The organism is Roseovarius sp. YIN77, assembly GCF_057219155.1.
The window spans coordinates 1-25748 of record NZ_JBXVVI010000002.1 but is presented as its reverse complement, the minus strand read 5'-3'; the positions used below and the strand labels follow the sequence as shown (position 1 = coordinate 25748).

25 protein-coding genes and 2 tRNA genes are annotated in these 25748 nt (G+C 53.8%); 17 read left to right on the top strand and 10 right to left on the bottom strand.

The window, feature by feature from the left end; all coding sequences use genetic code 11:
- Window positions 1-94: 94 nt before the first annotated feature.
- The 8 genes from AC2D8P_RS03870 to msrA all read left to right on the top strand — a co-directional run bounded on the left by AC2D8P_RS03870 (window position 95) and on the right by msrA (window position 7129).
- A complete protein-coding gene (locus AC2D8P_RS03870; RefSeq protein ID WP_484700651.1) occupies window positions 95-979 on the top strand; it encodes a 5-bromo-4-chloroindolyl phosphate hydrolysis family protein in 885 nt (294 codons plus the stop codon).
- 27 nt (window positions 980-1006) lie between these two features.
- Complete coding sequence (locus AC2D8P_RS03865) at window positions 1007-2197, top strand: toxic anion resistance protein (RefSeq protein ID WP_484700649.1); 1191 nt, start codon at window positions 1007-1009, stop codon at window positions 2195-2197.
- A 26-nt stretch (window positions 2198-2223) separates the two neighbouring features.
- Complete coding sequence (locus tag AC2D8P_RS03860) at window positions 2224-3147, top strand: DUF2927 domain-containing protein (protein WP_484700647.1); 924 nt, start codon at window positions 2224-2226, stop codon at window positions 3145-3147.
- 19 nt (window positions 3148-3166) lie between these two features.
- Complete coding sequence (locus AC2D8P_RS03855; RefSeq protein WP_484700645.1) at window positions 3167-4270, top strand: SPFH domain-containing protein; 1104 nt, start codon at window positions 3167-3169, stop codon at window positions 4268-4270.
- An 87-nt stretch (window positions 4271-4357) separates the two neighbouring features.
- Window positions 4358-4885 carry a cytochrome b gene (locus tag AC2D8P_RS03850; protein WP_484700643.1) on the top strand — a complete coding sequence of 176 codons (528 nt, stop codon included), beginning with the start codon at window positions 4358-4360 and terminating at the stop codon, window positions 4883-4885.
- Between the two features lie 3 nt (window positions 4886-4888).
- Entirely contained in the window at window positions 4889-5986 is a 1098-nt protein-coding gene (locus AC2D8P_RS03845) for a TFIIB-type zinc ribbon-containing protein (protein ID WP_484700641.1), read from the top strand.
- 193 nt (window positions 5987-6179) lie between these two features.
- Window positions 6180-6635: a peptide-methionine (R)-S-oxide reductase MsrB gene (gene msrB, locus AC2D8P_RS03840; protein ID WP_484700639.1), complete on the top strand. Its 456-nt coding sequence runs from the start codon at window positions 6180-6182 to the stop codon at window positions 6633-6635.
- Window positions 6632-7129, top strand: coding sequence for a peptide-methionine (S)-S-oxide reductase MsrA (msrA, locus tag AC2D8P_RS03835; RefSeq protein ID WP_484700638.1), 498 nt, complete (start codon window positions 6632-6634; stop codon window positions 7127-7129). Before msrB ends, msrA begins: the two co-directional genes overlap by 4 nt.
- A 75-nt stretch (window positions 7130-7204) precedes the next feature.
- On the opposite strand, the gene AC2D8P_RS03830 is transcribed toward msrA, so the two are convergent.
- Window positions 7205-7801 carry a TetR/AcrR family transcriptional regulator gene (locus tag AC2D8P_RS03830; protein WP_484700636.1) on the bottom strand — a complete coding sequence of 199 codons (597 nt, stop codon included), beginning with the start codon at window positions 7799-7801 and terminating at the stop codon, window positions 7205-7207.
- Between the two features lie 115 nt (window positions 7802-7916).
- On the opposite strand from AC2D8P_RS03830, the gene AC2D8P_RS03825 reads away from it, so the two are divergent.
- The 5 genes from AC2D8P_RS03825 (at window position 7917) to AC2D8P_RS03805 (ending at window position 12507) form a co-directional block, all read left to right on the top strand.
- Window positions 7917-8210: a hypothetical protein gene (locus AC2D8P_RS03825; RefSeq protein ID WP_484700635.1), complete on the top strand. Its 294-nt coding sequence runs from the start codon at window positions 7917-7919 to the stop codon at window positions 8208-8210.
- Between the two features lie 69 nt (window positions 8211-8279).
- Window positions 8280-9566, top strand: a complete 1287-nt coding sequence (locus tag AC2D8P_RS03820) for a homoserine dehydrogenase (RefSeq protein WP_484700633.1) — start codon at window positions 8280-8282, stop codon at window positions 9564-9566.
- 54 nt (window positions 9567-9620) lie between these two features.
- Complete coding sequence (gene glpX / locus AC2D8P_RS03815) at window positions 9621-10586, top strand: class II fructose-bisphosphatase (RefSeq protein WP_484700631.1); 966 nt, start codon at window positions 9621-9623, stop codon at window positions 10584-10586.
- A 7-nt stretch (window positions 10587-10593) separates the two neighbouring features.
- Window positions 10594-12333 carry a single-stranded-DNA-specific exonuclease RecJ gene (gene recJ / locus AC2D8P_RS03810; RefSeq protein WP_484700630.1) on the top strand — a complete coding sequence of 580 codons (1740 nt, stop codon included), beginning with the start codon at window positions 10594-10596 and terminating at the stop codon, window positions 12331-12333.
- A 99-nt stretch (window positions 12334-12432) separates the two neighbouring features.
- Window positions 12433-12507 (top strand) — tRNA-Glu (locus tag AC2D8P_RS03805).
- 28 nt (window positions 12508-12535) lie between these two features.
- Here AC2D8P_RS03805 and AC2D8P_RS03800 read toward each other — a convergent pair.
- The 6 genes from AC2D8P_RS03800 to AC2D8P_RS03775 form a co-directional block, all read right to left on the bottom strand.
- A complete protein-coding gene (locus AC2D8P_RS03800; RefSeq protein ID WP_484700628.1) occupies window positions 12536-12751 on the bottom strand; it encodes a hypothetical protein in 216 nt (71 codons plus the stop codon).
- Window positions 12752-12879: 128 nt separating this feature from the next.
- Window positions 12880-13065, bottom strand: coding sequence for a hypothetical protein (locus AC2D8P_RS03795; protein ID WP_484700627.1), 186 nt, complete (start codon window positions 13063-13065; stop codon window positions 12880-12882).
- A gap of 352 nt (window positions 13066-13417) precedes the next feature.
- A tRNA-Met gene (locus tag AC2D8P_RS03790) sits at window positions 13418-13494 on the bottom strand.
- A 123-nt stretch (window positions 13495-13617) separates the two neighbouring features.
- A complete protein-coding gene (locus AC2D8P_RS03785; protein ID WP_484700625.1) occupies window positions 13618-14418 on the bottom strand; it encodes a PEP/pyruvate-binding domain-containing protein in 801 nt (266 codons plus the stop codon).
- Window positions 14419-14429: 11 nt separating this feature from the next.
- Window positions 14430-16073: a PEP-utilizing enzyme gene (locus tag AC2D8P_RS03780; RefSeq protein WP_484700624.1), complete on the bottom strand. Its 1644-nt coding sequence runs from the start codon at window positions 16071-16073 to the stop codon at window positions 14430-14432.
- A 147-nt stretch (window positions 16074-16220) separates the two neighbouring features.
- On the bottom strand, window positions 16221-17561 hold the full coding sequence (locus tag AC2D8P_RS03775) for an MFS transporter (protein ID WP_484700623.1): 1341 nt from the start codon (window positions 17559-17561) through the stop codon (window positions 16221-16223).
- Between the two features lie 381 nt (window positions 17562-17942).
- Between AC2D8P_RS03775 and AC2D8P_RS03770 the strand changes: the two genes are divergently transcribed.
- From AC2D8P_RS03770 to AC2D8P_RS03755, 4 genes are all read left to right on the top strand, one after another.
- The gene (locus AC2D8P_RS03770) at window positions 17943-18521 is read left to right on the top strand and encodes a TetR/AcrR family transcriptional regulator (protein WP_484700621.1); all 579 of its coding nucleotides are present in this window, start codon (window positions 17943-17945) and stop codon (window positions 18519-18521) included.
- A gap of 195 nt (window positions 18522-18716) precedes the next feature.
- On the top strand, window positions 18717-21005 hold the full coding sequence (locus tag AC2D8P_RS03765; RefSeq protein WP_484700619.1) for an efflux RND transporter permease subunit: 2289 nt from the start codon (window positions 18717-18719) through the stop codon (window positions 21003-21005).
- Window positions 20974-21792 carry an outer membrane lipoprotein-sorting protein gene (locus AC2D8P_RS03760; protein ID WP_484700617.1) on the top strand — a complete coding sequence of 273 codons (819 nt, stop codon included), beginning with the start codon at window positions 20974-20976 and terminating at the stop codon, window positions 21790-21792. The genes AC2D8P_RS03765 and AC2D8P_RS03760 overlap by 32 nt, the downstream gene beginning before the upstream one ends.
- 10 nt (window positions 21793-21802) lie before the next feature.
- On the top strand, window positions 21803-23023 hold the full coding sequence (locus tag AC2D8P_RS03755; protein WP_484700615.1) for a hypothetical protein: 1221 nt from the start codon (window positions 21803-21805) through the stop codon (window positions 23021-23023).
- A 199-nt stretch (window positions 23024-23222) separates the two neighbouring features.
- Here the strand turns inward: AC2D8P_RS03755 and AC2D8P_RS03750 are convergent, their stop codons facing one another.
- The 3 genes from AC2D8P_RS03750 to AC2D8P_RS03740 all read right to left on the bottom strand — a co-directional run bounded on the left by AC2D8P_RS03750 (window position 23223) and on the right by AC2D8P_RS03740 (window position 25730).
- Window positions 23223-24479 carry a carboxymuconolactone decarboxylase family protein gene (locus AC2D8P_RS03750; RefSeq protein WP_484700613.1) on the bottom strand — a complete coding sequence of 419 codons (1257 nt, stop codon included), beginning with the start codon at window positions 24477-24479 and terminating at the stop codon, window positions 23223-23225.
- Window positions 24460-25518 (bottom strand): cysteine synthase A, encoded by a 1059-nt coding sequence (gene cysK / locus AC2D8P_RS03745; protein ID WP_484700611.1) that lies wholly within the window; start codon window positions 25516-25518, stop codon window positions 24460-24462. Before cysK ends, AC2D8P_RS03750 begins: the two co-directional genes overlap by 20 nt.
- 68 nt (window positions 25519-25586) lie before the next feature.
- Window positions 25587-25730 carry a rhodanese-like domain-containing protein gene (locus tag AC2D8P_RS03740; RefSeq protein WP_484701099.1) on the bottom strand — a complete coding sequence of 48 codons (144 nt, stop codon included), beginning with the start codon at window positions 25728-25730 and terminating at the stop codon, window positions 25587-25589.
- Between the last annotated feature and the right edge of the window lie 18 nt (window positions 25731-25748).

Below are 25748 nucleotides of genomic sequence, written 5' to 3'. Positions count from 1 at the left end.
CGGGGAGAGGGATGAGCGATAAGGGCCTGCAAAAACTGGCTTTTTTCATGCTGCTTGCATTAATTGTGTACGTTGCCGCCTCGGGGGGCAGCTAATGGCGCAGCGGTATTCGGGGCCCCACAGCCCGGGCGAGGAAACCCCTGCTCGGCAATCTTCTGCCCAAGAGTTCAAAAATGCCAAACGCACCCGCGCCGGTGGACGTGTGAATTTTCTGTTCCTCGCCCCGTTCCCTTTGGTTGCGCGCGCCTTTGCCGAGGCACCAACCCAGATGGCAATGCTGATTGTTGCCTTCGGCCTGTTAATATTTTCCGCATGGCTCACCCGCAGCGGCTTGATCGCGCAAGAAGCTTATGAGGCGCGCCGCATTGCCCGACGTCCCGCCATTCCCCGTAAACTGTTTGGCAGCGCGTTGATGGGTGTTGGCCTTGGCCTCGCCGGGCTTGCCACCACCGGCGGATTGATTGCCCCCATCCTCTTTGCTGCGCTCGGCGCTGGCCTGCACTTTTTCGCCTTTGGGCCTGATCCGATGCGCGACAAGGGTGCCGAAGGCATCGACATGTTTCAGGCCGACCGCGTTGCCCGCGCCGTGGATCAGGCCGAAAGCCACCTGACCCAGATGTCCGACCTGATCGCGCCTTTGGGTGATCGACCCCTACTGGCAGAGGTCACGCGGTTTCAAACCACCGCCCGCGACATGTTCCGAACGGTCGAATCCGACCCGCGCGACCTGACCGCCGCGCGCAAGTTTCTGGGCGTCTACCTGACGGCCGCGCGCGACGCGACGTTGAAATACGCCGATCTCGAAAATCGCGGTCCATCACACGCGGCGCGCGGCAAATACATCGCCCTCTTGTCTGATCTGGAACAGGGCTTCGCTGAAAAAACCCGGCAGCTATTGCAGGATGACCACGCCGATCTGGATGTGGAAATTGATGTGCTGCGCGAACGACTTGAACGTGACGGCCTGACAAAAGGCTGATTTAATACCTGGTAACGGAGGATATCCATGTCTGAAACCACACGCGCGAAAGCCGAAAGCACCATCGCCGCGATCCAAGAGGTCACAGCGGTAGAGCTTGCCAGCCCGTCGACCGAACTGATCGTTCTGGATCAGGCCGATGAACCCGTTGCCGCAGAAATTCGCAAGCGGATGGATGAACTGGACATGTCGGACACCAGTTCCATCATTCATTTCGGCTCTGCCGCGCAGGAAGAGTTGCAGCAGATCAGCCAAGCGATGTTGTCAGATGTGCGCAACAAGGATGTGGGCCCAGCGGGCGACAGCCTGCGCGATATCGTCACCACCATTCGCGGTTTTTCGGTCACCGAACTGGACGTGCGCCGCAAACGCAGCTGGTGGGAACGCCTTCTGGGCCGCGCCGCACCCTTTGCCAATTTCGTGGCGCGGTTTGAATCTGTTCAAGGTCAGATCGACAAGATTACCGATAACCTACTGGCCCATGAACATACGCTCTTGAAAGACATCAAATCGCTCGATCAGCTCTACGACAAGACGCTGAATTTCTACGATGAACTGGCGATCTATATTGCCGCGGGCGAGGAAAAGCTGCGGGTGCTGGATGCCGACATCATCCCCGCCAAAGCGGCAGAAGTTGATGCCGCCCCAGAGGAACAGCAAGTCCTGAAAGCGCAGGAACTGCGCGATCTGCGTGCTGCCCGTGACGATCTGGAACGCCGGGTGCACGATCTGAAACTGACCCGTCAGGTGACCATGCAGTCCCTGCCCTCGATTCGACTGGTGCAGGAAAATGACAAATCACTGGTCACCAAAATCAACTCGACCTTGGTCAACACCGTACCCCTGTGGGAAACCCAGTTGGCGCAGGCGGTCACCATTCAGCGTTCGCGCGAGGCCGCAGAAGCCGTGCGCGAGGCCAATGATCTGACCAATGAGCTCTTGACCGCCAATGCCAAGAACCTGCGCGAAGCCAACAAAGTGGTGCGCGAGGAAATGGAACGCGGTGTCTTTGACATCAATGCGGTCAAGCAGGCAAACTCTGATCTGATCGCCACGATCGAGGAAAGCCTCGCCATCGCCGATCAGGGCAAAGCCCGCCGGGCAGAGGCAGAGGTCGAATTGCAAAAGATGGAAGAAGACCTGAAATCAACGCTTACCGCCGCCAAGGCGCGCGGTGATGGTGTCGGTGACACTGCCGGCACATCGGTCCCTAACTAGGCGTGCGGGCAGGACCAGCAAAATGGATGGCCATGGGGCTCGGCATCGCGCTCCTTGCCGGGTGTGAACCCGGCGGCCTGTCTGGTCCGCCCCCCTCTGACCCGCAGCCCCCGACTGCACCCCAAGAACCTATTCAAAGCGCGCAAAGCGCCGCTCTTGCTGATTACTATGCAAGCGCAGAGGCCGAATTGTTGGCCCAGGGTCTCTTGCGCACTGATGGTGGCGGGCCGGATGTGCGTTATTCCAGGCGCGATCTGGTCGAAAACTTCATCAAGATCGGATTTTTTACTGAATATCGCCGCACCGCCTCTGGCCGGTACATTCGATCAGAAACGGAAACTGCCCTGCATCGCTGGTCCCAACCGGTCCGGGTCGCGCTCTATTTCGGCGCGCAAGTGACGGAGGACAGGCGCCGCGCGGTCAGCACAGAGCTGCGCCGCTATACCCGCCAACTCAGTCGCGCGACCGGGCATCCGGTTGTGACCTCGTCATCACAGGCGAATTTTCACATTCTGATCGTCGATGAGGACGAACGTCAGGCGCTTGCCCCCACGCTCACCTCAATTGATCCGCGCCTGTCTGACAGCGACCTTCGCGCCATCACCGATCTGCCACGCCAGATCTTCTGCCGTCTGGTCACCATATCGGGCCGCAATGCCTCAAACGCCTATGATGTAGCCTTTGCCGTCATCCGCGCCGAACACCCGCCGCACCTGACCACGCAATGCCTGCACGAAGAGCTCGCCCAAGGTTTAGGCCTGCCAAATGACAGCCGCTATGCGCGTCCGTCGATCTTTAATGATAACGAAGAGTTTGGCCGCCTGACCCCCCATGACGAAATGTTACTGCAGATGCTTTACGATCCGCGCCTGCACCCCGGCATGAACGCGGATCAGGCCCGCCCGATCATAGAAATCATGGCCAGCGAACTGCTGCCCGACAAAGTTTGACGATTAAACGGAGGTTTGAATGGGTATTCTCGATTTTCTGACAGGTGAGTTCATCGACGTCATCCACTGGGTCGATGACACGCGCGACACGATGGTCTGGCGCTTTGAGCGCGAGGCGCATGAGATCAAGTACGGCGCCAAACTGACCGTGCGCGAAGGGCAATCCGCAGTTTTCGTTCATGAGGGCCAGCTGGCCGACACTTTCACCCCCGGCCTTTACATGCTGGAAACCAACAACATGCCGATCCTGACGACGCTCCAGCATTGGGATCACGGCTTCAAAAGCCCCTTCAAGTCCGAAATCTACTTCGTCAACACCACCCGGTTCAATGATCTGAAATGGGGCACCAAAAACCCGATCATTCTGCGCGACCCTGAATTCGGCCCTGTCCGCGTACGCTCCTACGGCACCTATGCCGTGCGCGTCACCGATCCTGCACGGTTCCTAACAGAAATCGTCGGCACCGATGGCGAATTCACCATGGACGAAATCAGCTATCAGATCCGCAATATCATCGTGCAGGAATTTTCCCGGGTGATTGCATCGTCAGGCATTCCGGTTTTGGACATGGCCGCCAACACCGCTGATCTGGGCAAGCTTGTCGCCGGCGCGATCAGCCCGGTTCTGGCCGAATATGGCCTGACCATCCCGGAACTTTACATCGAAAACATTTCCCTCCCGCCTGCCGTCGAGGCCGCGCTGGACACTCGCACCTCGCGCGGGCTGACCGGCGATCTCGACGCCCATATGCAATACGCCGCAGCCGAAGCCCTGCGTCAGGGGGGCGAGACCAGCGGTGCCATGGGTGCAGGCCTAGGCGCAGGCATGGGCATTGCGATGGCACAACAGATGGCACAATCGGGCCCATGGGGCGCACGCCCCACTGCCGGGGCCGTCACACCCCCACCGCCACCGGTGGAAAAGGTCTGGCACATCGCCGAAGGTGGCGAAACCAAGGGGCCGTATTCCCGCGCCGCCCTTGGCCGGATGGCGGCCCATGGCGGCGTCACTCGCGACACCTATGTCTGGACAGCAGGGCTGGATGGATGGAAACACGCGGGCGAGGTTGACGAACTGGCACAGCTCTTTACCGTTTTGCCGCCCCCGCCACCGGAAAGCTGAGGAAAAACAGCGAAATAAACCAAAGTCCAATGGAAACTCCGATGATGGGTTTGCACATGTCGCACACCCATCAATCAGGAGGTGCGAATGACCCGGAGAAGCATTATCAAATGGCTGCATTGGCTCAGCTTTGGACTGATCACCTATTTCTTTCTGGTCGAACCGGGCGAAAGCCGCGTCGACCCCGGCGGCGCGCTGTCCACCCACGCAGGCTTTGGCCTTCTCTTGGCCGTGGTCACCGCCATCTGGTTCGCCATGTATCTGCGCAAAGGGCTGGCCAGCCGCGCCGGGCCCAAGCTCCCGGGCTGGGCCAAACGTCTGCACCCTCTCATGCACAAGGCGCTGTATCTCGGTCTGCCGGTGATGGTGGCCAGCGGGGCCATGGCCGGGCTCTTGGCCCCCTTTGCCATTCAGGCTTTTGACGTGATCCCGATCAATCCCGGCATCGGCTTTGAAACCTTGCATGATCTGGCGGCGGAGCTGCACGAGATTATCTTTGACGCGCTTATAATCGTGATCGGGGCCCATGGCGCATTTCACATTTGGCGGCATTTCCGGTTGAAAGACAACGCGCTCAGGATCATGGTGCCGAAAGTCCTGCACAAGTATCTGTAACCCATGACCGACCCGACCACAGACAATCACTTCCCCTGCCAGACCTGCGGGTCTGACCTGCGCTTTGCACCGGGACAAGATCGGTTGATCTGTGATCATTGCGGGCAACAAGAGGTTCTGGACACAGAACCTCGCCACCTGCCAGATCTGCGGGAACTTGACTATCAGGATGCCATCAATACCGCCCTGCCCGCGTCGGAAATGGTCGATACCCGTCTGCTGTCCTGCCCCAATTGCAGCGCGCAGTTCGAACGGGCAGAGGAAGAACACGCCACCGAATGCCCGTTCTGTGCCACACCCGTGGTCAGCGGCACCGGGGTGCATCGCCAGATCAAACCCCGGGGTGTGATCCCCTTTGATCTGACCGAAAATGCCGCACGCGATGCCATGAACAACTGGCTGGGCAGCCTGTGGTTCGCCCCGTCAGGCCTGCAGGAATACGCCCGAAAAGGCCGCCGGATGCAGGGCATCTATGCCCCCTACTGGACCTTTGATGCAGATACGCGCAGCCAGTACAGCGGCCAGCGCGGCACGGTTTACTATGACACCCGAACAGTCCGCCGGGATGGCAAAAGCAAAACCGTCAGGGTTCGCAAAATCCGCTGGCGATCCGTGTCTGGTCGCGTCGCGCGGTTTTTTGACGATGTGCTTGTCTTGGCCTCGACCTCTCTGCCCAAAAGCCACACAGATGCGCTCCTGCCGTGGGACCTGTCACAGATGGAACCTTACCAGCCCGAATATCTGGCGGGCTTTCGGGCAGAGGCCTATACCGTGGGCCTCGAAGATGGCTATCGCGAAGCACGTCATCACATGGACAAGGTCATCCTGCGCGACGTGAAGTTTGACATCGGCGGCGATGAACAACGGGTGCACAATATCGACACCCGGATCAGTGACGTCACCTTTAAACACATCCTATTGCCGGTTTGGCTCGCCGCCTACAAATATCAGGGCCAAACTTATCGCTTTGTCGTCAATGGCCAGACCGGACGGGTGCAGGGCGAACGCCCTTGGTCCGCCTTGAAACTAGCGGCGGCCGCGTTGGCAATTGCCGCGATCGCCGCAGCGGGGGGATATATCTATGCCCAATATGGCCGGTAATCGCCATTTGATCCCATTTTTGTCGCACCGACGTAATACCGACGTTATGCAGCCGCGATGCAGCCCGCTGGTTTTGCGCATTTTGGCGCATTTTCCTGCGCATGTTTCAGTGGCTCACGATTGCTTGTAAGGTGCTGGAAATCCGGCACAGGTTACCCATTTACCTGCGGACACCGCAGCACAGGAGACGCCTATGACCCGCTATCACAAAGACCCTGACGCCATCGCCCGCCTGTCCCCCGAACAGTATAGAATCACACAAGAAAATGGCACCGAACGCCCCTTTACCGGTGAATTTGACGGATTCAAGGGCGTGGGGCTCTATGTCGATATCGTCTCTGGGGAACCGCTCTTTACCTCGATGGACAAATTTGACAGCGGCTGCGGCTGGCCCAGCTTCGCCAAGCCAGTAGAGGGAAACAATATCAACGAGTTAAGCGATATAACCCACGGTATGACCCGCACCGAAGTCCGCTCCACTCACGGCGACAGCCATCTGGGCCACGTCTTCCCCGACGGCCCACGCGAACTGGGCGGGCTGCGCTATTGTATCAACTCTGCCTCCCTGCGATTCATCCCGATAGAGGATTTGGAATCAATGGGTTACGGTGACTATCTGCATCTGTTTGAGAAGGAAACAAACGCATGACACAAGATCGCGCAGTTCTGGCAGGCGGCTGTTTTTGGGGTATGCAGGATCTGATCCGCAAACTTCCCGGCGTGATCTCCACCCGTGTGGGGTACACCGGCGGGGACATTCCAAATGCCACCTATCGCAACCATGGTACCCATGCCGAAGGCATTGAAATCATTTACGACCCTTCGCAGATCAGCTATCGCCGCCTGTTGGAGTTCTTCTTCCAGATCCATGACCCAACCACGCCGGACCGTCAGGGAAATGATCGCGGCATGTCTTATCGATCCGCCATCTACTACGTCGATGACGCCCAAAAGGCAGAAGCAGAAAACACCATCGCCGATGTCGAGGCCTCTGGCCTCTGGCCCGGCAAAGTGGTGACAGAGGTCGAACCCGTTGGTGATTTCTGGGACGCAGAACCAGAGCATCAGGATTACCTGGAACGTGTCCCGAATGGCTATACCTGCCACTTCCCACGCGCCAATTGGGTCTTGCCAAAACGTTAACGCGCCCTTCCTTTCGCCAAAAATACCTCGGGGTGAATTGGCCAACGGCCAAGAGGGGCGGCGCCCCTCGCCCCTTTATTTACTGGGTAACATCACCGATTTTCGGACCATGTCCCAATACACGGTCTCAACCTGTGCACGGCTTAGTCGCCCATCGGATTTGTACCAGGTGTTAACACCGGTCAACATTGCAATGATCGCCATCGCCGACAATTTCGTGTCGGTCACATCAAACAGGCCTGCCTGTTGCCCGTCTGCCAAAATCTCCGTCAGAATTGCCTCGTAGCGGCCGCGCAGCGCGGCGATTTTGGCAAAGTTCTCGGGATTAAGGTTTCGCAATTCCATATAGGCGATAAAGACGGCATCCGGTCGTTCAATGTTGAAGGCAATGTGAAACCGGGCGAACGCTTCCAACCGGCTAGCCGGATCTCGGCCCACCTCAACGGTATCCCAGGCCGCAATCAGGTCAGTTAGATGTTCCTCCATCAGTTCATAAAGCAGGGTCTGCTTGTCGGGTGTGTACAGGTAGAGCGCCCCGGCCTGCAAACCAACTTCAGATGCAATTTTTCGCATAGAAACTGCGGCATAGCCTTTTTGCGCAAACAACCGCAAGGCTGCTGCACGGATACGTGGGCGGGTGGTTTCGGCGTGGGATCCAGTTTTGCGTGCCATGGAAATACGGATATATGAACACCCGTTCATATCAAAGGGAAAATCCCCACCTCCTACTGCTTGTGATCGGTGTTCAACACAGTGTAAACCTGAATCACAGCAATCGGAGAGCATGATGCGGCAACCATTTGTCCTGGTCTTGATATGGAGTTTTCTGACCGCCTGTTCCCCTATTCCTGGGCTTGACGACCAGGTGAGTGAACCAGAGGATGTCGGCCCCTATCCGTCCCTTCTCACACATGAGGAACTGACGGCACTGAACGCGTCGTCGGCAGCGACATCAACACAAGATGACGACCTGCTAGTTCGTGTGGATCGCATGCAAGCCCGGGCCAATGCGCTGCGCAATACTCAGACAGAAGAAGACGATCCTGCACTGCTTCTGGATGAAGTTGACGGTACCGAATGAGCGACGATTGAACCTTTCAGGGAATCCCGCTAACACAGCTCACAATCACCCCTCTGATGGAGAGCCTTCATGTCTACACCCCTTCGCCTTGGTATCGCCGGATTGGGCACCGTCGGCGCTGGCGTCGTTAAAATCGTACGGCAAAAGGCCAATCTTTTGGCGGTTCGCACCGGGCGACCCGTTGTCATAACTGCAATAAGTGCACGCAGTCGGACCAAAGATCGTGGGGTAAACCTGTCAGATTATGCGTGGGAAGATGATCCCGTTGCATTGGCCACCCGCGATGATGTGGATGTGTTTGTCGAACTGATGGGTGGCAGCGATGGTCCGGCAAAAGCCGCAACCGAGGCCGCTCTGAAAGCTGGCAAAGATGTTGTCACCGCGAACAAAGCCATGCTGGCCATGCATGGACAAACTCTCGCTGAGCTGGCCGAAGCCAATGGGCGCGTGATCCGGTTCGAGGCCGCCGTTGCCGGTGGCATTCCGGTGATCAAGGCGCTGACCGAAGGATTGGCAGGCAATGAGACGACCCGTGTGATGGGGGTTATGAACGGCACCTGCAACTATATCCTGACCCGGATGGAAAACGCCGGATTGCCCTACGAGGAAGTGTTCGAAGAGGCCAATAAACTTGGATATCTAGAGGCTGACCCTACCCTGGATGTGGGGGGCATTGATGCAGGGCACAAACTGGCGCTGCTCTCTTCGATCGCTTTTGGCACGCAGGTCGCGTTCGACGAAATGGAACTGGAAGGCATCGACAGGATCTCCATCGATGACATCCATCACGCCGCGGATATGGGGTATCGCATCAAACTTCTGGGCGTGTCGCAATTGACCCCCCGCGGGCTCGAACAGCGCATGTCGCCTTGTTTGGTGCCATCAAATTCTCCGCTTGGACAGCTGGAAGGTGGCACCAATATGGTTGTGCTGGAGGCTGACGCCGTCGAGCAGATTGTTCTGCGTGGTCCCGGCGCCGGCGAAGGGCCTACCGCCAGCGCAGTGATGTCGGATGTCTTGGATATTGCACGCGGCTTCCGCATTTCGACGTTCGGCCAACCGGCCACAACTTTGGCCAAAGCAAAACCTGCACGTTCGTCGGCGCCGGCGCCGTACTACCTGCGTCTGGAACTACAGGATAAACCCGGTGCGTTGGCAAAAATTGCAAGCGTGTTGGGAGAGGCTGGCATATCGATCGACCGCATGCGCCAATATGGCCATGACACCCCCATCGCGCCGGTCTTGATTGTTACCCACAAAATCACCCGTGACGCGTTGGAACAGGCCTTGTCCGGATTGGGCAAAACCGGCGTCTTGGAAAATGATCCTGTGGCGATACGGATCGAAAACGTTTAAACTTTATTCTCACCCAGCCGCATGGCGCGGCGGGCAAACTGATAGGGGCACATAATGGCGACACAGCAGGATTTTCAGGATCGCATGCTTTCTTTGGGGTTGGCCAGGGTATCAGAGGCCGCGGCGATTGCCTCTGCCCCACTTGTCGGTCGCGGGGATGAAAAGGCCGCTGATCAGGCTGCGGTCAACGCCATGCGCGAACAGCTAAACTTGCTGGATATCGCCGGTGTTGTCGTCATCGGCGAGGGCGAACGCGACGAGGCGCCGATGCTTTACATTGGCGAAGAAGTTGGTACAGGCGACGGCCCCGGCGTCGACATCGCGCTGGACCCGCTGGAGGGCACCACCCTCACCGCCAAAGACATGCCAAACGCCCTAACGGTCATCGCAATGGGGCCACGGGGTTCTATGTTGCATGCCCCCGATGTCTATATGGAAAAGCTCGCCATTGGACCGGGCTACCCCGAAGGCATCGTCAGCCTGGACATGCCAGCCGCCACACGTGTGTCGGCACTGGCAACAGAGAAGGGATGCGACCCAAGCGGCATCACCGTATGTATTCTCGAACGCCCCAGACACGAGGACATCATCGAAGAGGTTCGTTCCACCGGCGCAGCAATTCGCCTGATTACGGATGGCGATGTCGCTGGCGTGATGCATTGTGCTGACCCTTCCACCACCAATATCGATATGTATATGGGCACCGGCGGTGCACCCGAGGGCGTATTGGCCGCTGCCGCCCTGAAATGCATGGGCGGGCAAATCCAAGGGCGCCTGTTGTTCCGAAACGACGATGAAAAAGCCCGCGCTGCCAAGGCGGGCATCACGGATTTGAACCGTATCTATAATCGGGATGATATGGTTGCCGGAGACGTCATTTTTGCCGCAACCGGTGTAACCGACGGATCACTGCTGAAAGGCATCAAGCGAGAGATTGGTTGGCTGACAACCGAAACATTGCTGATGCGATCCAAAACCGGCTCTGTTCGGCGGATGAGCTATCGCACGCCACGCGGCTGATCCAGGCATGGGTTTTTTGGATGTTTCCAGTTCGCTCACCGGGCGCCGGTGGGTCGGACCCGATGACAATCAAAACCGGTTGGCCGATGCAATGGCACAGTCCACCGAACTCCCTATCCCTCTGTGTCGGACGTTGGTCAGGCTTGGCGTATCAGCTGACGAAGCACACCCATATCTGACGCCGCAGCTACGTGACTTGTTGCCCGACCCCCGGTCGCTAAAAGATATGCAGGTTGCGGCAGAGCGGTTTCTGAAAGCTTGCAGAAATCGCGAACGCATCGCGGTATTTGCCGACTACGATGTTGACGGTGGATCATCGGCGGCTCTGCTGATCTGCTGGCTGCGTCAGATGGGCCATCAGGCAACGCTCTATATCCCCGACCGGATTGATGAGGGCTATGGCCCCAACGAAGAGGCAATGGCAATGCTGGCGTACGATCATGACCTGATCGTTTGCGTGGATTGTGGCACCCTGTCTCATGATCCAATCGCTGCCGCGGGCAGTACCGATGTTGTGGTTCTGGATCACCATCTTGGCGGCGAATCCTTGCCCGACGCTTTGGCGGTGGTTAACCCCAACCGGCAGGACGAGGATGGAACGCTTGCCCATCTCTGCGCCGCAGGGGTGGTGTTTCTGATGTTGGTCGAGGCTGGGCGTCAGCTGCGTGAAGCCGGGGAAAATGGCCCCGATCTGTTGGCTATGCTGGATCTGGTTGCGCTGGCGACCGTTGCCGATGTCGCACCTTTGATCGGGGTCAATCGCGCCCTAGTCCGGCAGGGGTTGAAGGTGATGTCACGCCGCGCCCGCCCCGGTTTGCGTGCGTTGGCAGATGTTTCAAGGATGAATTCAGCACCAGCGGCCTATCACCTCGGCTTTCTGTTGGGACCTCGTGTCAACGCAGGTGGACGAATTGGCAAGGCCGATCTGGGGGCCCGTCTGTTGATCACCGAATATGATAACGAGGCCGCTGCACTGGCAGAACACCTGGACCAGCTGAATTCTGAGCGCCGAGAGATCGAAAACCACGTGCGCGATGCGGCCATGGCACAAGCCGAGGAAAGAGGATTTGACGCCCCCCTGATCTGGGCGGCGGGTGATGGCTGGCATCCGGGCGTGGTCGGAATCGTGGCCTCCCGTCTGAAAGAGGCAACCGGTCGACCCGCGGTCGTCATTGGCTTTGATGGCAACGAGGGCAAAGGATCCGGTCGTTCCATTGCCGGGATCGATCTGGGGGCATCCATCCAGATGCTGGCATCAGAAGGGTTGTTGACCAAGGGCGGTGGGCATAAAATGGCGGCTGGGCTGACTGTCAGCCGTGAGAGCTTACTCCCCGCGATGAAACGTCTCTCAGAAATGCTAGCCCGCCAAGGTGCCGGTCATGCGGGGCCTGCTGATCTACGCCTCGATTCCCTGTTGATGCCTAGTGCAGCCACACCTGAATTGATCACGATGATCGACTCCGCCGGACCATTTGGCGCAGGCGCCCCTGCCCCGCGTTTTGCCTTTGCAAATCAGCGCATACATTTTGCCAAACGTGTTGGCGAGTCGCACTTGAAGCTGAGTTTTGGGGAGGCAAATGGCCCACGTGTTGATGCGATCGCATTCGGCGCCTTTGACACCACGATTGGATCAACGCTGATGGATCACGGTGGTCAGCTGTTTCATTTGTCGGGCCGCCTGGAGCTGAATGATTGGGGCGGGCGCAGCAAAGCCCAACTGCGATTGGAAGACGCGGCAATCGCCTAAGATCTGGCCCGGAAATATTTTGAGGGTAGCCTAGAAATTTTCCATTTTATCTCTTGTGCGTTCCGCTCTCTAACGCTAAATACCCGCTCACCGAACGGTGCTCCCTTCGTCTATCGGTTAGGACGCCAGGTTTTCAACCTGGAAAGAGGGGTTCGATTCCCCTAGGGAGTACCACCCGGCTTCCCCACAGATTTTGACTTCCTCAGTTCAGCCGACCAACAAACACGTCCGCAAATGAAGCATCCTCATCTTGTTCTGCGGCGTGACGTGTCATCATCTTTTTGAGAGCAGCGTCGAACTGGGCAACGTCTTGTTTGTCTTCTTTTAGCAACCAAAAACTCCGCATCAGCCGAACCGCAGTCCAGATAAAAATTGCAGCAAACATAAATAGCATAAAAATTGAAAGCTCGTATGTCATTGGGTTACCTCTGGAACTTGTTAATAATACTTGAATAGCGGGTACAGATTTTCACGGCAGTGAGCCGCCAATCGTTACTGTTTTAAAATTTGGGATCGGCTAAACGGCAACGGATGAGAGTTTCGGGGCTAGTTTGGCAGTCCCGAAATCAAATTCACGTCATAGATGATATTTTCACCAACAGACCCGGTCGCAGCAACACAGCAAACCATGGTGATCAAAGAGGCCGTTAAGAGGCCAATGGCCAGTTCTGCGTGGTATAAGCCAAAGATGCCTTTGCAGGTATCCAACCCGGAATTTGTTGTAAGTTTCATTCTGTTTTCCAATCGTTACTCTGATACGCGTTAACTAAATTCAACTTGCAGCACAGGGCGGGTTGGTCGAACCTGTCTTTTCGTACAAGTCACGGCTACGGCAAATATTTGCAATTGAAATCAATTAGTTGATAAATTGTGCCGCAATTTGAACATAGTTTTACCCATTCGTGACCACAATTTTGTTGCCCGGATAAGATCAATAAGGGTTTCAAATCAAATTTGGGTAAAAATTTTCAAATACAGCATCGACCGGTCAAAAGGAATCCTCTTCATCTCGACCATCAATAAATACCTATCGAACAGAATGGGCCGACTACTGGCAAGCCTAATCGAAACTGAAAGAGGGATTTGGTAGCGGAGGAGGGACTTGAACCCCCGACACGCGGATTATGATTCCGCTGCTCTAACCACCTGAGCTACTCCGCCAAACCGAGTGTGGATTTATGGGAGGGTAAGGGAGGCGTCAAGGGGGAAAGTGGTGGGTGAACCCGATCTTGTTATCTCCGGCAACCCCATACGAGATTTCAATGCGAGTGTTTCAAGTTTCTATCACGAGAGACCTGTTATTGGTCGGCGCTGCAATAGAAAGAGTTGATCGTTCTGAATTGCCCATTCAATGTCATGGGGTGTCTTTCCAAAAACTTCGTCGCAAAGAAAAACCAGTTCTCGAAGAGCGTTCAGCTTCGTTGCATCAAGGCAAAGCGTTTCCACCAAGTCAGATGAGACTGGGACTTGTTGTACATTGCCAGCTCCATCCGGCTTAATCGCGATATCTTTGACGCCGGTGCGTTGTTCCAAGACGTTGCCATCGAGGCTGACACGAAACCTGTCTGGGATAACCAGCCCCTGAACAATCGCTTCGCCCAACCCCCAACTCGCCTCTATCAATAGTTCAGCATCCCCGGTCATTGGGTTTCGGCTAAACAACACGCCTGAAACATCTGCCAGAATTTGTTTCTGGATGACCACCCCGATTTGCACGTCCATGGCGGTACCCATCCGAGTGCGATAGGCGATGGCCGATTCTGATCGGCCGGACTCCCATACAGATCTGACTGCATGCAGTACAGAGCGCGTATCAACGACATTCAATATTGTCGTGTGTTGGCCGGCGAAACTTGCTGCTGCGCCATCTTCACCAATCGCGGATGAACGTACTGCGAACGGACCCGCAATCGAAGCGCACTCATCGCTCAATTGCGTTATCGCGATCTTGTCTCCTTCGATAATGGAATCCACGAATTCATAAGACAATGCAATACCATCGGGGACTGGCAAATCTGAGGCCAAGGCCTTTGCAAGTTGTGCGGCTTTGCCTCCAAATCTAAGAGCATCTCCGGCATTGCGCAAAGGCAGCAAACTCATTGGAGCAACCGAACTTCACCTGTTGCACCATCAACCGTAACCCTCGTTCCATCTGGGATCAGGTCCGTGGCATTTCGCGTTCCTACTACTCCCGGGATCCCAAACTCTCGACTGACAATTGCTGCATGGGACAATAGTCCGCCAGAGTTAGTGACAATTGCACCCAACATTGGAATAACGATGTTAAAGGCTTCTGTGGTCGTTGGGGTGACAAGGACATCACCCTTCTCAATTAGACCAAAGTCATCAGGCCCAGCTATGACACGAGCGGTTCCTGTATATGAACCTGGGCTTGCACCAGTTCCCCGAATTACTTTCTCCTCGCTCTTTGCTTCGCTTTCCTGAAACAGGGCATTTACAGCAGCACCGATGGCTTTCATCATTCGTTCTGTTGCTGGAGGCAATCCGTCTAGCGGTGGTGGTGGAGATGGAGGATCACCTAAAAATGGGGGTGCGTCGGATACCTTGTTGTTTGCTCTGAATAACGCGCGTGTCGCCAACTCTTCTCCCGTTGGTCCTTGGCCAGTCGTAATAAGTTGAGTGAGTTCCTCAAAGTCTGCCTCAACCAGATGCTCCGCTTTTTCGATAAGGCCCTTGGCAACCAGTCGTTCGCCTGCAGAGATTAACGCGCGTCTATAGATTCCAGCGGCCCAAACATCGCTATACAATCCACGTTCGTCACGCATTTTTGACATATGGCGTGTCTCCGCCAAAAGTTGGTCAAATGTATCATGATGTTCTGTCGGAATTTTGCTGCGCAATTGCGATACTTCTTCATCAGAAGATTGGCTTGCCGCCGGCGGTCCTTGTTCGACTGCATTACGGATGCCGTTGATCAAAACATCCGGCGCTTCGATCACTCTGCGCTCTCCGGTATCGAGGCTGTCGAGCAACCTGTTGGCTACGATGTCGAGATACGCCTGCATTGCCTCGCCAACAGCACCAGAACGATCACAAAGTTTGGCCAACTTGACTGCACTGACCAGAGAAGACGTCAATATCTCGGATGCATTCTTGTCGTCGCGAATGGCGGTTACCAGACTATCCAACTCTGAAAATGAACCAGCGGACTCGGGAGCTTCACCCCTTGTGAGGGCGAGATAATCTCCAACGGGATGATCGGTCCATGATGAAACATGGGCAATGAAATCGCCAACTGGAACCAGAGCAGCCCCATTGAACTGGTGATGCTGCTTGATCATCCGGCCCAGATGATCACGACAGGTTTGAATGTAAGCCTGCAACTCCTCATCAGACAGAGCGTCGGGTTCGACAGATTGCAATTCTTTGTGAGCCTTAATCGCTGCCGGTTTGACTTCATTGTCCCAACGCGCCAAGTCATCTCGCCAAAGTTTGCCTTCAAAAGCTCTTTGCGCTGCTTCAAACCGGGCAGGAATTTCGTCATCTGCTGCTGGCTTTACGGTAGAATATCCAAAACCATGAATGAACTTGTACTCCACAGCATCCATCAGAAAACCATATCGTCTAGCAGTCTCAACAAAGCCCTTTGCGATATTGGGAACAAATATTTCAATATGCGCACGAGACCATGGCTTTGGCATATGGACGTTGTCGGTTGTCCAACTGCCAGGTCCAGGTGCTTCAAATTTCAATGATGTCGCTGATAACGTATTGTCCATTGTGAGCCCCCCGGGTTCGTCAAAAACCTGTTTACTATTTTTTGAAGACACCAAGCAGGTTAGCACGCGCTAACCATCTGTCAATTTTCTATGTTTTTGCCGGTCAACAATACGACAAAGGAAAGATCATAAATGAAATCCAAAGATCTAATGAAGAATTCGAGCGGGCAGCCGGGTACTTGCAAATGCGGATAACACAATCATAAGAGTAAAAAGCTTGATCATGACAAGGTGGCGCCAAATACTTACCGTAGCATCATCACCCAGAACTACGCCCATGACCAATATGCTGGTGATACTGCCCATGTAACGCATTGTTGAACTTGCCCCAGCAGCCATCCCGGCTTGCTCTGGTGCGATAACAGACATTGAGGCCGACTGAGCCGGAGCGCCACAAAGCCCCATTCCCAAACCAAATATCAGAAGAGGCAACAATGCGTCATGTGGGGCGTTGAATTCGCTAAGTCGCCACATAAGCAAGATTCCGATCAGCAATGGTGAAACACCGATCAAAGCAGCGCTTCGGGCGCCAAGACGATCGGTTAACTGACCACCGATTGGTGAAGCAACGACCATTCCGACCATCATTACAAACAGCATATAACCAACATCGCGTGGGGAAGATGGACGAAAAGTTGTGAAATACTGTGGAAGCTCAAAAAGCAATCCGTACATTGCGAAGTTTTGTAACGCAATGATCGCTGTTCCTGCTGCGAATGCAGGATAAGCAAACAAGCTTGGGTCCAACATCGGTTGTCTTGCTCTTCTTTCCCACCAAACAAAACCGAACCCCACCAATGCTGAGATTACAAAGGTTGCAACTCGCATCCCACCAGCCAACTCACTGGAAATTATCAACAATGTCAAAGATATCGCCAGAAAGAAAAACCCTACAAAGTCAAGAGAGCGAATATTGTTCAGCCTGTTCTCTCTTACTATCTCCTTGGCGACAGGAATTGGATATTTGTAAAGCAGGAATGATGCCAAGACGAGAAACGGAATATTGGCCAGAAAAATTGCCCGCCATCCGAACAAGTTAACGATTTCACCTCCTAATGCTGGTCCTCCTGCCGCCGCAATCCCCATTGTTGCACCGAATAAACCAAATATTTTACCTCGCTTTTGTGCTGGGGAATGCAATCGGAGCAACGCGAGTGTTGCGGGAATAACAATCGCACCTGCCATAGCCATAACGCATCGCGACAGAACCAATTGCGACATTCCTTGCGCGACAAAACCAACTAACGCACCAATCGTGTATATGGATATTCCAATTTTCAAAAAGCGGGGGTGGCCTACGATATCACTGATCTTGCCTGCTGGGCTCTGACAAATCACGCTGACGACCAAGTACCCGGTCACAAGTAAGCTGGTAATAAAAACGAGATCAACCGAGATACTCTTTCCGATGGACGGCAATGCTACTGCAATCAGCGTTGAGCCCAAAGGCGCTTGCGCTGAGGCGAGCAGCAACGCGGTGATTGTCATGATAGACAGTGTTTTTGGATTGTCGTCGCTGATGGCAATTAGCCTTTAGAATAATCGGATCTCTATCCAAGCAAATACTATATCAAGCCGTGAATTTGACCAGACAAAAGCCCAATTCACCTCTCAACTGGGAATTTGTCGTATAGCGATAGCGGAAATGTTTTGGAGCACGGCATTCGCCATCTGAGCTACTCCGCCCAATGCGAGTGTGGATTCATGGGACGGGCGCGTAGGCGTCAAGGAGCGGGAGAAAATACAATTTGGGGGGCCCGCGTGAAAGCAATCTATTTGCCTTTGTGATCCGCTGACCTCCTTGTTGCTTGACAGTTCATTCACGAAATCATATAAGAGAACAATTATTCTCTTATGGAGCAATGGCAAATGCCACGGACACGTACATTTGAGCCTGATGAAGCACTGGATGCGGCAATGAACGTATTCTGGCAAAAAGGTTTTGCCGAGACGAGCTATGATGATCTCGTCGCCCGGACCGGCGTCAGCCGTAAGGGTTTGTATACGGTGTTTGGCGATAAGGAAGCGTTGTTTCTTGCAGCGCTCAAACATTATTGCAAAACCCGTATCCCAATGATGTTCGGAACACTCCAAAAAGACGAGGTCTCACTCGGCGATATACACAAAATGATGCTTTGGCTTTCAGACCTCGCAGCAAGCGGCCAGTTGGTGCAGGGATGCTTTATGGCGAATACCGCCGCCGACGAAATGATCCGAAACAGTAAGATCCGCGATGCCTATAACAGCTATCTCAACTTCATGATCGAGTTGTTGAAAGGAGGTTTCCTAAAAGCTGGGTTGGATGAAGTAGATTCTCACAAGCTCGGAATCTACTATCTGGGTGTCTTGCAGTCATTGCAATTGATGGCCCATGCCCAAACGGACAGCGCAATCATTAAACAATTCACGGAAACCGCCCTGAAAGAAATCACATCGCGCATGAAGTGATTTTTTTTGATTGATTGGAGAACAATCGTTCTCATTCTGGAGATAACAATGACAAAACAAATCACAACACAAAAATACTCACCCTATAAGGAGAATGATCGTTCTTATATTGGGCGACGGAGTATTACCTCGGCAATCGACCGGTTCGCAGTGCGATGGGTCGACGTTGTTTTAAGATTTCGATGGGCAACAGTCTTGTTCTCGTTGGTTGTGGTCGCGGTGTTTGCAGCTGGATTGACAAAGTTGGATGTCTCAACCAACTATCGCGTCTTCTTTAGCGATCAGAACCCGGACCTTAATGCGCTAGAAGATTTTGAGGCCACATTTACCCGGGCGGACAATATCCTATTTGTTCTTAAGCCAAAGGATGGCAATGTTGCGGATCCTACGATTCTGCTGGCTGTCGAAGAGCTGACCGACCGGGCTTGGGGAATTCCCTACAACACCCGCGTCGATTCAATCAGCAATTTCCAACACACAGTTGGATTGGACGATGACTTGATCGTTGAAGATCTGGTCTCTGGCGCCGCATCTATGTCGCAGCAGGACGCAGAGCAATCAGTTCAAATCGCGCTTGAGGAACCACTACTTTCTGGTCGACTGATAGCCACGGACGCGGGAGCGACCGGCGTCAATGTCACTCTCACTTTTCCCGACATCGGTCTAACAGAAGTTCCGGAGTCCATGACCTTTGCTCGCGAATTGGCTGCAGAATTCGAACTTCAGTATCCGTCGATTGAAATTGCAGTAACCGGTGTAACAGCCCTAAACGATGCCTTCGCCGAGGCTACGGTCAATGATGCGATGACATTGTTTGGACCGATGTTTCTGGTGCTCGTACTGATCTCTTGGCTTATCGTTCGCACTTATCTCGGGACACTAGGAACCGTTTTCGTCATTATTAATTCGACTGTGGCTGCAATGGGGTTTGCTGGTTGGATCGGGATCACCATGTCACCATTTTCCGGCAGCGCCCCGGTAGTCATCATGACATTGGCGATTGCAGATTCAATCCACATCTTGCTGACTGTGGTACAGCGTATGCGGCAGGGAGATGACAGGCATTCCGCCATTCGCGAAGCTGTGCGGGTCAATTTTTTGGCAGTCACGATTACCAGCGTGACGACCATAATCGGCTTCCTAGCGCTGAATTTCTCTGATGCGCCTCCGTTCAATGCGCTTGGCAATATCGCTGCGGTAGGCATCGCTGCTGCTTGGTTCCTATCCTTGACCTTTTTCCCAGCGTTTCTGTCGTTGGTACCCCTAAATGTCCGCGCTCGAGAAATTGGTGGTTCGGGGCCGATGCAGAAATTGATCAATAAGGTCGGGGAATGGGTTATCGCCAATGTCCGGCGGGCGCTCGTGGTTTCCGTGCTCACCATCGGTGTGTTGGCTGCATTCATTCCAACGATCGATCTCAATGATCAGTGGATCGACTATTTTGACCATCGCGTTGAATTTCGGAACGACGCTGATTTCGCAATGGAGCACCTGACCGGTCTCTACACTCTGGAATATGCTGTTCCGGCGAGTGAGGTTGGTGCGATCAGTGACCCGAAGTACCTCCAAAATCTGGAGGCCTTTGCAACGTGGTTGCGGAGCCAACCAGAGGTCGCGCATGTCTACGCCTATTCCGACATCATCAAACGCCTCAATCGCAATATGCACGATGAAGAGGCCGACCACTTTGCTATCCCCGAGTCTCGCGAACTCGCCGCGCAATATCTGCTGCTGTATGAGCTGTCGCTGCCATTTGGTTTGGACACCAATGATCGTATCGACATCGACAAATCAGCAACGCGCGTCACGGTCACGCTATCGAAAATCTCCACGCGTGAAACCCGTGAGTTCCTGACCAAGGTTGAAGAATGGTGGGACAACCGGTCACCGGATACTCAGGAATATGCCACCGGGGCGACCTATCTGTTCTCCTTCATCTCTGAGCGCAATATCTCAGACATGATTGGCGGCAATATCGTGGCCGTTGGTCTGATCGCGCTGGTGATGATGGGCGCCCTGCGGTCTGTCGGATTGGGAATGCTCAGCCTTGTACCCAACCTTGCGCCTTTGGCAATGACATTTGGCATCTGGGCGATTCTTGTCGGCCAAGTCGGAACCGCCGCCGCAACCGTTTCGGCGACTTCTCTGGGCATCATCGTAGACAACACGGTCCACCTCTTGACCAAATACCGGCGCGCCCGGTTGGAAAAAGAGCTGAACCCAACAGATGCGGTCCGCTATGCGCTGAATACGGTCGGTGCAGCGGTCGCTGCAAATGCGATGATCTTGTCCCTGGGCTTTGCCGTCTTGGCGCTGTCCTCGTTCAAGATCACCGCTGAAATGGGCGTACTGACAGCGCTGGCAATCCTTGTTGCGCTGGTCGTGGATTTCATCCTGCTGCCCGCCCTTCTTCTAATTCGTACCAACCCTAAACACATGAAAGGAAAGACTGATGTTCAATCTTATCAAATCCAGAGCGCTTAAATTTGCAACCGCAATTGCCGTCATGGCGGCTGTGCTGCCGATAGTTCCGGTCAACGCACAAGATGCTGCGGCGAGGGGCTACGAGGTCGCTGCCCAGGCAGACCGGTCAGATCGTGGGTTTCGCGACAGTCGGGTAACGTTGCAAATGGTTTTGCGGAACGCGAGCGGTCAATCGGCAACTCGAACTTTGGAAATTACCACGCTGGAGCTGCCGGATGAAAACGTCGGTGACAAAAGCCTGATCCTGTTTTCCTCGCCGAGGGATATCGACGGAACCGCGTTGCTGTCGCATGCCCAGATTTTGCAACCCGACAATCAGTGGCTTTATCTGCCTGCCCTTAAACGGACAAAGAGGATTTCATCGGCCAACAAGTCCGGTCCATTCGTCGGCTCCGAATTCGCGTTTGAAGACATCACCGGTCAGGAGCTTAACAAGTATGAATATACCTGGCTGGGAGCAGAGAAATGTGGCTCCTTCACTTGCGATGTTGTGGAACGGCGCCCACGCTATGCGAGTTCCGGCTACGCCCGGCAAGTTGGATGGGTGGATCAGACCCATCATCAGCCGCGCAAACTGGAATACTACGATCGTCGTGGCGCACTTTTGAAAACGCAGACCTTCGAGAACTACAAACTGTACAACGGTAAGTTCTGGCGCCCGCTGGTCCAGAAGATGGTCAATCATCAAACTGGAAAAAGCACCGAACTTCGCTTTGGAGAGTTTCAGTTCGGTATCGGCCTGCGGGATCGCGACTTTATAAAGTCCGCGCTCGACCGCCTGAGTTAGGAACAAGAAAATGACTGACTTTAGTTTGACAAAACCAAGAATTCGGCGCTTTGGCGCCGGAGCCTTGCTCTGCTTAGTGGCAACTTCTTCGGCAGCGGCAGGTGAGTTGGATTTCGGCGGAGAGATATCTGTCGAAGCGCGATATTTCGCAGAGTCGCCCGCATATCCTAGTCAACTGGACGATTGGCAGTATTCTTTTGCGCTGACCCCGGAAATAAAGTGGCGCAGTGATGACGGGCAGCATCAGCTGAACTTTATCGGTTTCTTGCGCGAAGACAGCGAAGTTGACGAAAGGAGCCATGCTGATATACGAGAGGCGTTCTATCGATACTCCAACGGCGACTGGGACATACTTGCCGGGGTAAATCGTGTTTTCTGGGGCGTTACCGAATCCCGCCATCTGGTGAATGTGATCAACCAAATCGACAGTGTCGAAGATGTCGATGAAGAGGATTATCTCGGCCAACAAATGCTGCAAATTGGGCGGGAAACCAACATAGGCCGGTTTGATCTGTTCCTGATGCCCGGATTCCGCGAGCGCAACCTTTCTGGGGAGAAAGGCCGATTGCGGCCCGCCATTCCCGTGGATGAGAATGCAGCGACATTTGAGAGTAGCGAAGGCCAGGACCACATTGATGTTGCTTTGCGTTATTCACACTACATCGATGATGTGGATATCGGCCTGCATGTGTTTCATGGGACAAGCCGTGAACCTACGCTGACGATGAATGGTGGTGGGGACGCACTGATCCCACACTATCCGATGATCACCCAGGCCGGAATTGACCTTCAATACACCAAAGATGCATGGCTCTGGAAACTCGAAGCGTTAGTGCGCCAAGGCCAAGGCAGCACCTTTGGGGCGGCCGTAGCCGGGTTTGAATACACACGCTATCAGATAGGTGGCGGTAGTATGGATCTTGGCCTAATCACTGAACTTACGCATGATGGGCGTGATGACACGGTGTTCCCAGCGATCTATAACAACGATGTATTTCTCGGAGCTCGATTGGCGTTCAATGACACTGCTGACACCTCAATTCTTGCGGGATTGTTGAGCGATTTTGAAACCGGGCCGACCGCATTGCGAATTGAGGCTGAACGGCGATTGGGAGAAAACTGGTCAATCGAAGCAGTGGGCCAAATCTTTTTTCAGGATGACCCAACTGATCCAGCTCAGCGATTTGAGAATGACAGCCATCTATCGCTCCAACTGTCACGTCACTTTTGAGTGAATGGATTTTGGCGGGCTTTCCAATGACCGGGGATGGCAACCTTGGTCAGTCACCTGTCCGCCTTTCAACATCCATCCGTTTTCCGGTAGTCATTGCAATAAAAATAACACCATTCTTTAGTCAGCTACTTCTAGAGACTCGGATATGTTCAATCCCTTCATCCCCACGGAGCTATTGAGAAGATCCACTTAAGCGTTAAGCTGCATTTTCAGACAAACTGTGATCAAAGAGCCCACTTTGATCGGAAAGCCAACTGGCGATACGCTTGGCGGCCGTGAACGCTGCCCACGCAACTGTCATTACCAACTTTTCATCTCCCGAATGGTATCTCATGAAATTGGTGATCACATCATCGCTCATCTGTGAAGGTGACAGGGCAGTGAGCAGAGCCAAACTTGATGCTGCAGCATCAGCCTCGTTCAAGCCCTTAACCTTTGGCTCCAGCCAAGCACGGCTTAGCCCCATTGGTTCACCTCGCCATTGAGAAACTTCGTTCTCAACGCGTTCACGTACTTCCAGCGAGATATAATCCTTCGCGGCTCCATCTATGGCATTTGCCATACGTGACACTGCAGCCGCAATGAACTGATTAGGTTCGGCCCATTTCAGGTCTTCTGGTAGTGGTGCGTTTGGCAGAAAATCAAGTGACCGACCGGGTCTGAGACGCCGCGTTACAGATTCTCGCAGCTCCAATCCTGTCAGGCGATACAATGCCGACTTGACCGCATTTGACGAGAACGGCGACTTAAGAGGTGTGCCCGCGAAAAATACTTTCACGTAACGATTGAAGTAATTGAACATAAAAGCTGTACCAATGACCTCTGGCGCGTTCTGTTTATTAAAGGGGGGATTGCGAAGAACATCGCTGTTTGCATCGTAGCTATTCAACGCCCAAATATGAAGATCCCGCGTTACTGTATCATTTATTTCACTATGCTGATGATAACGAAGCTGCTCGGCAAGCTCTCCTTGCTCTGATCCATAAACAACACTGTTGAGCAAATCTTCACAGTAAGTACACTCGTTTACCTGTGAAATTGTTACGCCAAGAGCTTCTTTGTCCTCACGAGTCAAAAACTGATCTGTAAGCATTATCTCGCGCTCTGCCATCCACACGCCTGCAAGAACTGGAGGGCAAACAGCATGTGTCGTTAGCGGCCCATTGATGAAGAACTCTTCAATGACTTGTTTATAGACTTCTGCAGTGAGTCCAGTTGCCTTGTGGTATGGAGTTGGCGTCACATATCGACCAGTCATATTAGATAAAGTGTCGAAGAATCTTGGTTTGATTATTTGAGGTAGCATTTCTTGTTTCTCCTTTGGATTGGTGAGCATTGAACGCAGGTGACGCGGGCATCCTGCAGACCCCTGCACGGGAGTCCGGTGTGTTGGAGCCGGGATTTTGAAGTTAGTAATTTTCGTTTGAGATGCGTCAGGACTGAGAAAGCTCAAACTCTTCCTCAGACATATTCTCTGGAATGCCTTCAAACAGAGGAGAAGAGAGATATCTCTCGCCGGTGTCGGGTAATATAACGAGCATTACCGTTCCTGCTGGCGCGTTTTTGGCAACCTCGAGAGCCCCTGCAAGCGCTGCACCGCTAGATATCCCAACGAATATACCCTCTTTTCTGGCCAGCAACTTGGTGACCTCGATGGCATCCGAACCGGTTACCGGAACAACCCGATCAAAGTATTTGCCATCCACTGCCTCCTGCAAGACGAGCGGGACAAAATCAGGTGTCACGCCTTGGATTGGGTGTGGTTCAAAGGCTTCATGGCTTTTGGCTGGTGAACCATCGTCATTTCGGGGCGTTGGACGATCAGATGCGATCACCGGGGCGTTGGCGGGTTCGGTTAACATGATTTGAACATCAGATCTCACTTGCCTTAGAACCCTGCCAATGCCTGTGATGGTTCCACCGGTCCCATACCCAGCAAACAGGTAGTCCAGTTGCTTTCCTTCGAAGCTTGCAATAATCTCTTGAGCGGTCGTTTCAGCATGAATATCTGCATTTGCATCGGTCTCAAATTGACGGGCAAGAAACCAACCGTTCTTTTCAGCAAGTTCCTTGGCTTTGTTGTACATTCCGAAGCCTTTTTCTTCCTTAGGGGTCAGCACTACTTTTGCACCAAAAAAACGCATCAACTTCCGTCGCTCAATCGAAAATCCATCATGCATGGTTGCCACGAACGGATACCCCTTTGCAGCACAAACCATGGCCAATCCGATGCCGGTATTTCCCGAAGTCGCTTCAATAACGGTCTGACCGGGTTTTAGGCGGCCTTCGCGCTCAGCACGCTCAATGACGCTAACCGCCAAGCGATCTTTGATCGATCCGCCAGGATTGAATGCCTCAGATTTGACGAAGATTTCGACGTGATCAGGACCAATGTTGTTCAAACGAATGATCGGCGTATTTCCGATTGTATCCAGAACAGAATTGGCGATTTGATTTTCAACACTTGAGTTTAACATTGTTTTTTTCTCCATAAGAATTCTCATTGTGGACGTGCGTCTTGTCCCCCGCCAGTTTCCTGGCGAGGGAAGTCAATGGATCTTCACCGAACAGTTTCATACCCGGCGTCGAACCAGGCCTGGGTGCCACCTTTGATCCAGTTCACATTCGCAAAACCTTGCTTGGCAAAGGCCTCTGCCGTGCGATGGGCCATTGGGCCCGCCTGACAAGTGGTGATGATATGCAGAGTGTGATCGGCAAAGAC

Coding starts and splice junctions, on each gene's coding strand:
- AC2D8P_RS03870 (WP_484700651.1), top strand. CDS start 95: ATGGCGCAGCGGTATTCGGGGCCCCACAGCCCGGGCGAGGAAACCCCT.
- AC2D8P_RS03865 (WP_484700649.1), top strand. CDS start 1,007: ATGTCTGAAACCACACGCGCGAAAGCCGAAAGCACCATCGCCGCGATC.
- AC2D8P_RS03860 (WP_484700647.1), top strand. CDS start 2,224: ATGGCCATGGGGCTCGGCATCGCGCTCCTTGCCGGGTGTGAACCCGGC.
- AC2D8P_RS03855 (WP_484700645.1), top strand. CDS start 3,167: ATGGGTATTCTCGATTTTCTGACAGGTGAGTTCATCGACGTCATCCAC.
- AC2D8P_RS03850 (WP_484700643.1), top strand. CDS start 4,358: ATGACCCGGAGAAGCATTATCAAATGGCTGCATTGGCTCAGCTTTGGA.
- AC2D8P_RS03845 (WP_484700641.1), top strand. CDS start 4,889: ATGACCGACCCGACCACAGACAATCACTTCCCCTGCCAGACCTGCGGG.
- msrB (WP_484700639.1), top strand. CDS start 6,180: ATGACCCGCTATCACAAAGACCCTGACGCCATCGCCCGCCTGTCCCCC.
- msrA (WP_484700638.1), top strand. CDS start 6,632: ATGACACAAGATCGCGCAGTTCTGGCAGGCGGCTGTTTTTGGGGTATG.
- AC2D8P_RS03830 (WP_484700636.1), bottom strand. CDS start 7,801: ATGGCACGCAAAACTGGATCCCACGCCGAAACCACCCGCCCACGTATC.
- AC2D8P_RS03825 (WP_484700635.1), top strand. CDS start 7,917: ATGCGGCAACCATTTGTCCTGGTCTTGATATGGAGTTTTCTGACCGCC.
- AC2D8P_RS03820 (WP_484700633.1), top strand. CDS start 8,280: ATGTCTACACCCCTTCGCCTTGGTATCGCCGGATTGGGCACCGTCGGC.
- glpX (WP_484700631.1), top strand. CDS start 9,621: ATGGCGACACAGCAGGATTTTCAGGATCGCATGCTTTCTTTGGGGTTG.
- recJ (WP_484700630.1), top strand. CDS start 10,594: ATGGGTTTTTTGGATGTTTCCAGTTCGCTCACCGGGCGCCGGTGGGTC.
- AC2D8P_RS03800 (WP_484700628.1), bottom strand. CDS start 12,751: ATGACATACGAGCTTTCAATTTTTATGCTATTTATGTTTGCTGCAATT.
- AC2D8P_RS03795 (WP_484700627.1), bottom strand. CDS start 13,065: ATGAAACTTACAACAAATTCCGGGTTGGATACCTGCAAAGGCATCTTT.
- AC2D8P_RS03780 (WP_484700624.1), bottom strand. CDS start 16,073: ATGGACAATACGTTATCAGCGACATCATTGAAATTTGAAGCACCTGGA.
- AC2D8P_RS03775 (WP_484700623.1), bottom strand. CDS start 17,561: ATGACAATCACCGCGTTGCTGCTCGCCTCAGCGCAAGCGCCTTTGGGC.
- AC2D8P_RS03770 (WP_484700621.1), top strand. CDS start 17,943: ATGCCACGGACACGTACATTTGAGCCTGATGAAGCACTGGATGCGGCA.
- AC2D8P_RS03760 (WP_484700617.1), top strand. CDS start 20,974: ATGTTCAATCTTATCAAATCCAGAGCGCTTAAATTTGCAACCGCAATT.
- AC2D8P_RS03755 (WP_484700615.1), top strand. CDS start 21,803: ATGACTGACTTTAGTTTGACAAAACCAAGAATTCGGCGCTTTGGCGCC.
- cysK (WP_484700611.1), bottom strand. CDS start 25,518: ATGGAGAAAAAAACAATGTTAAACTCAAGTGTTGAAAATCAAATCGCC.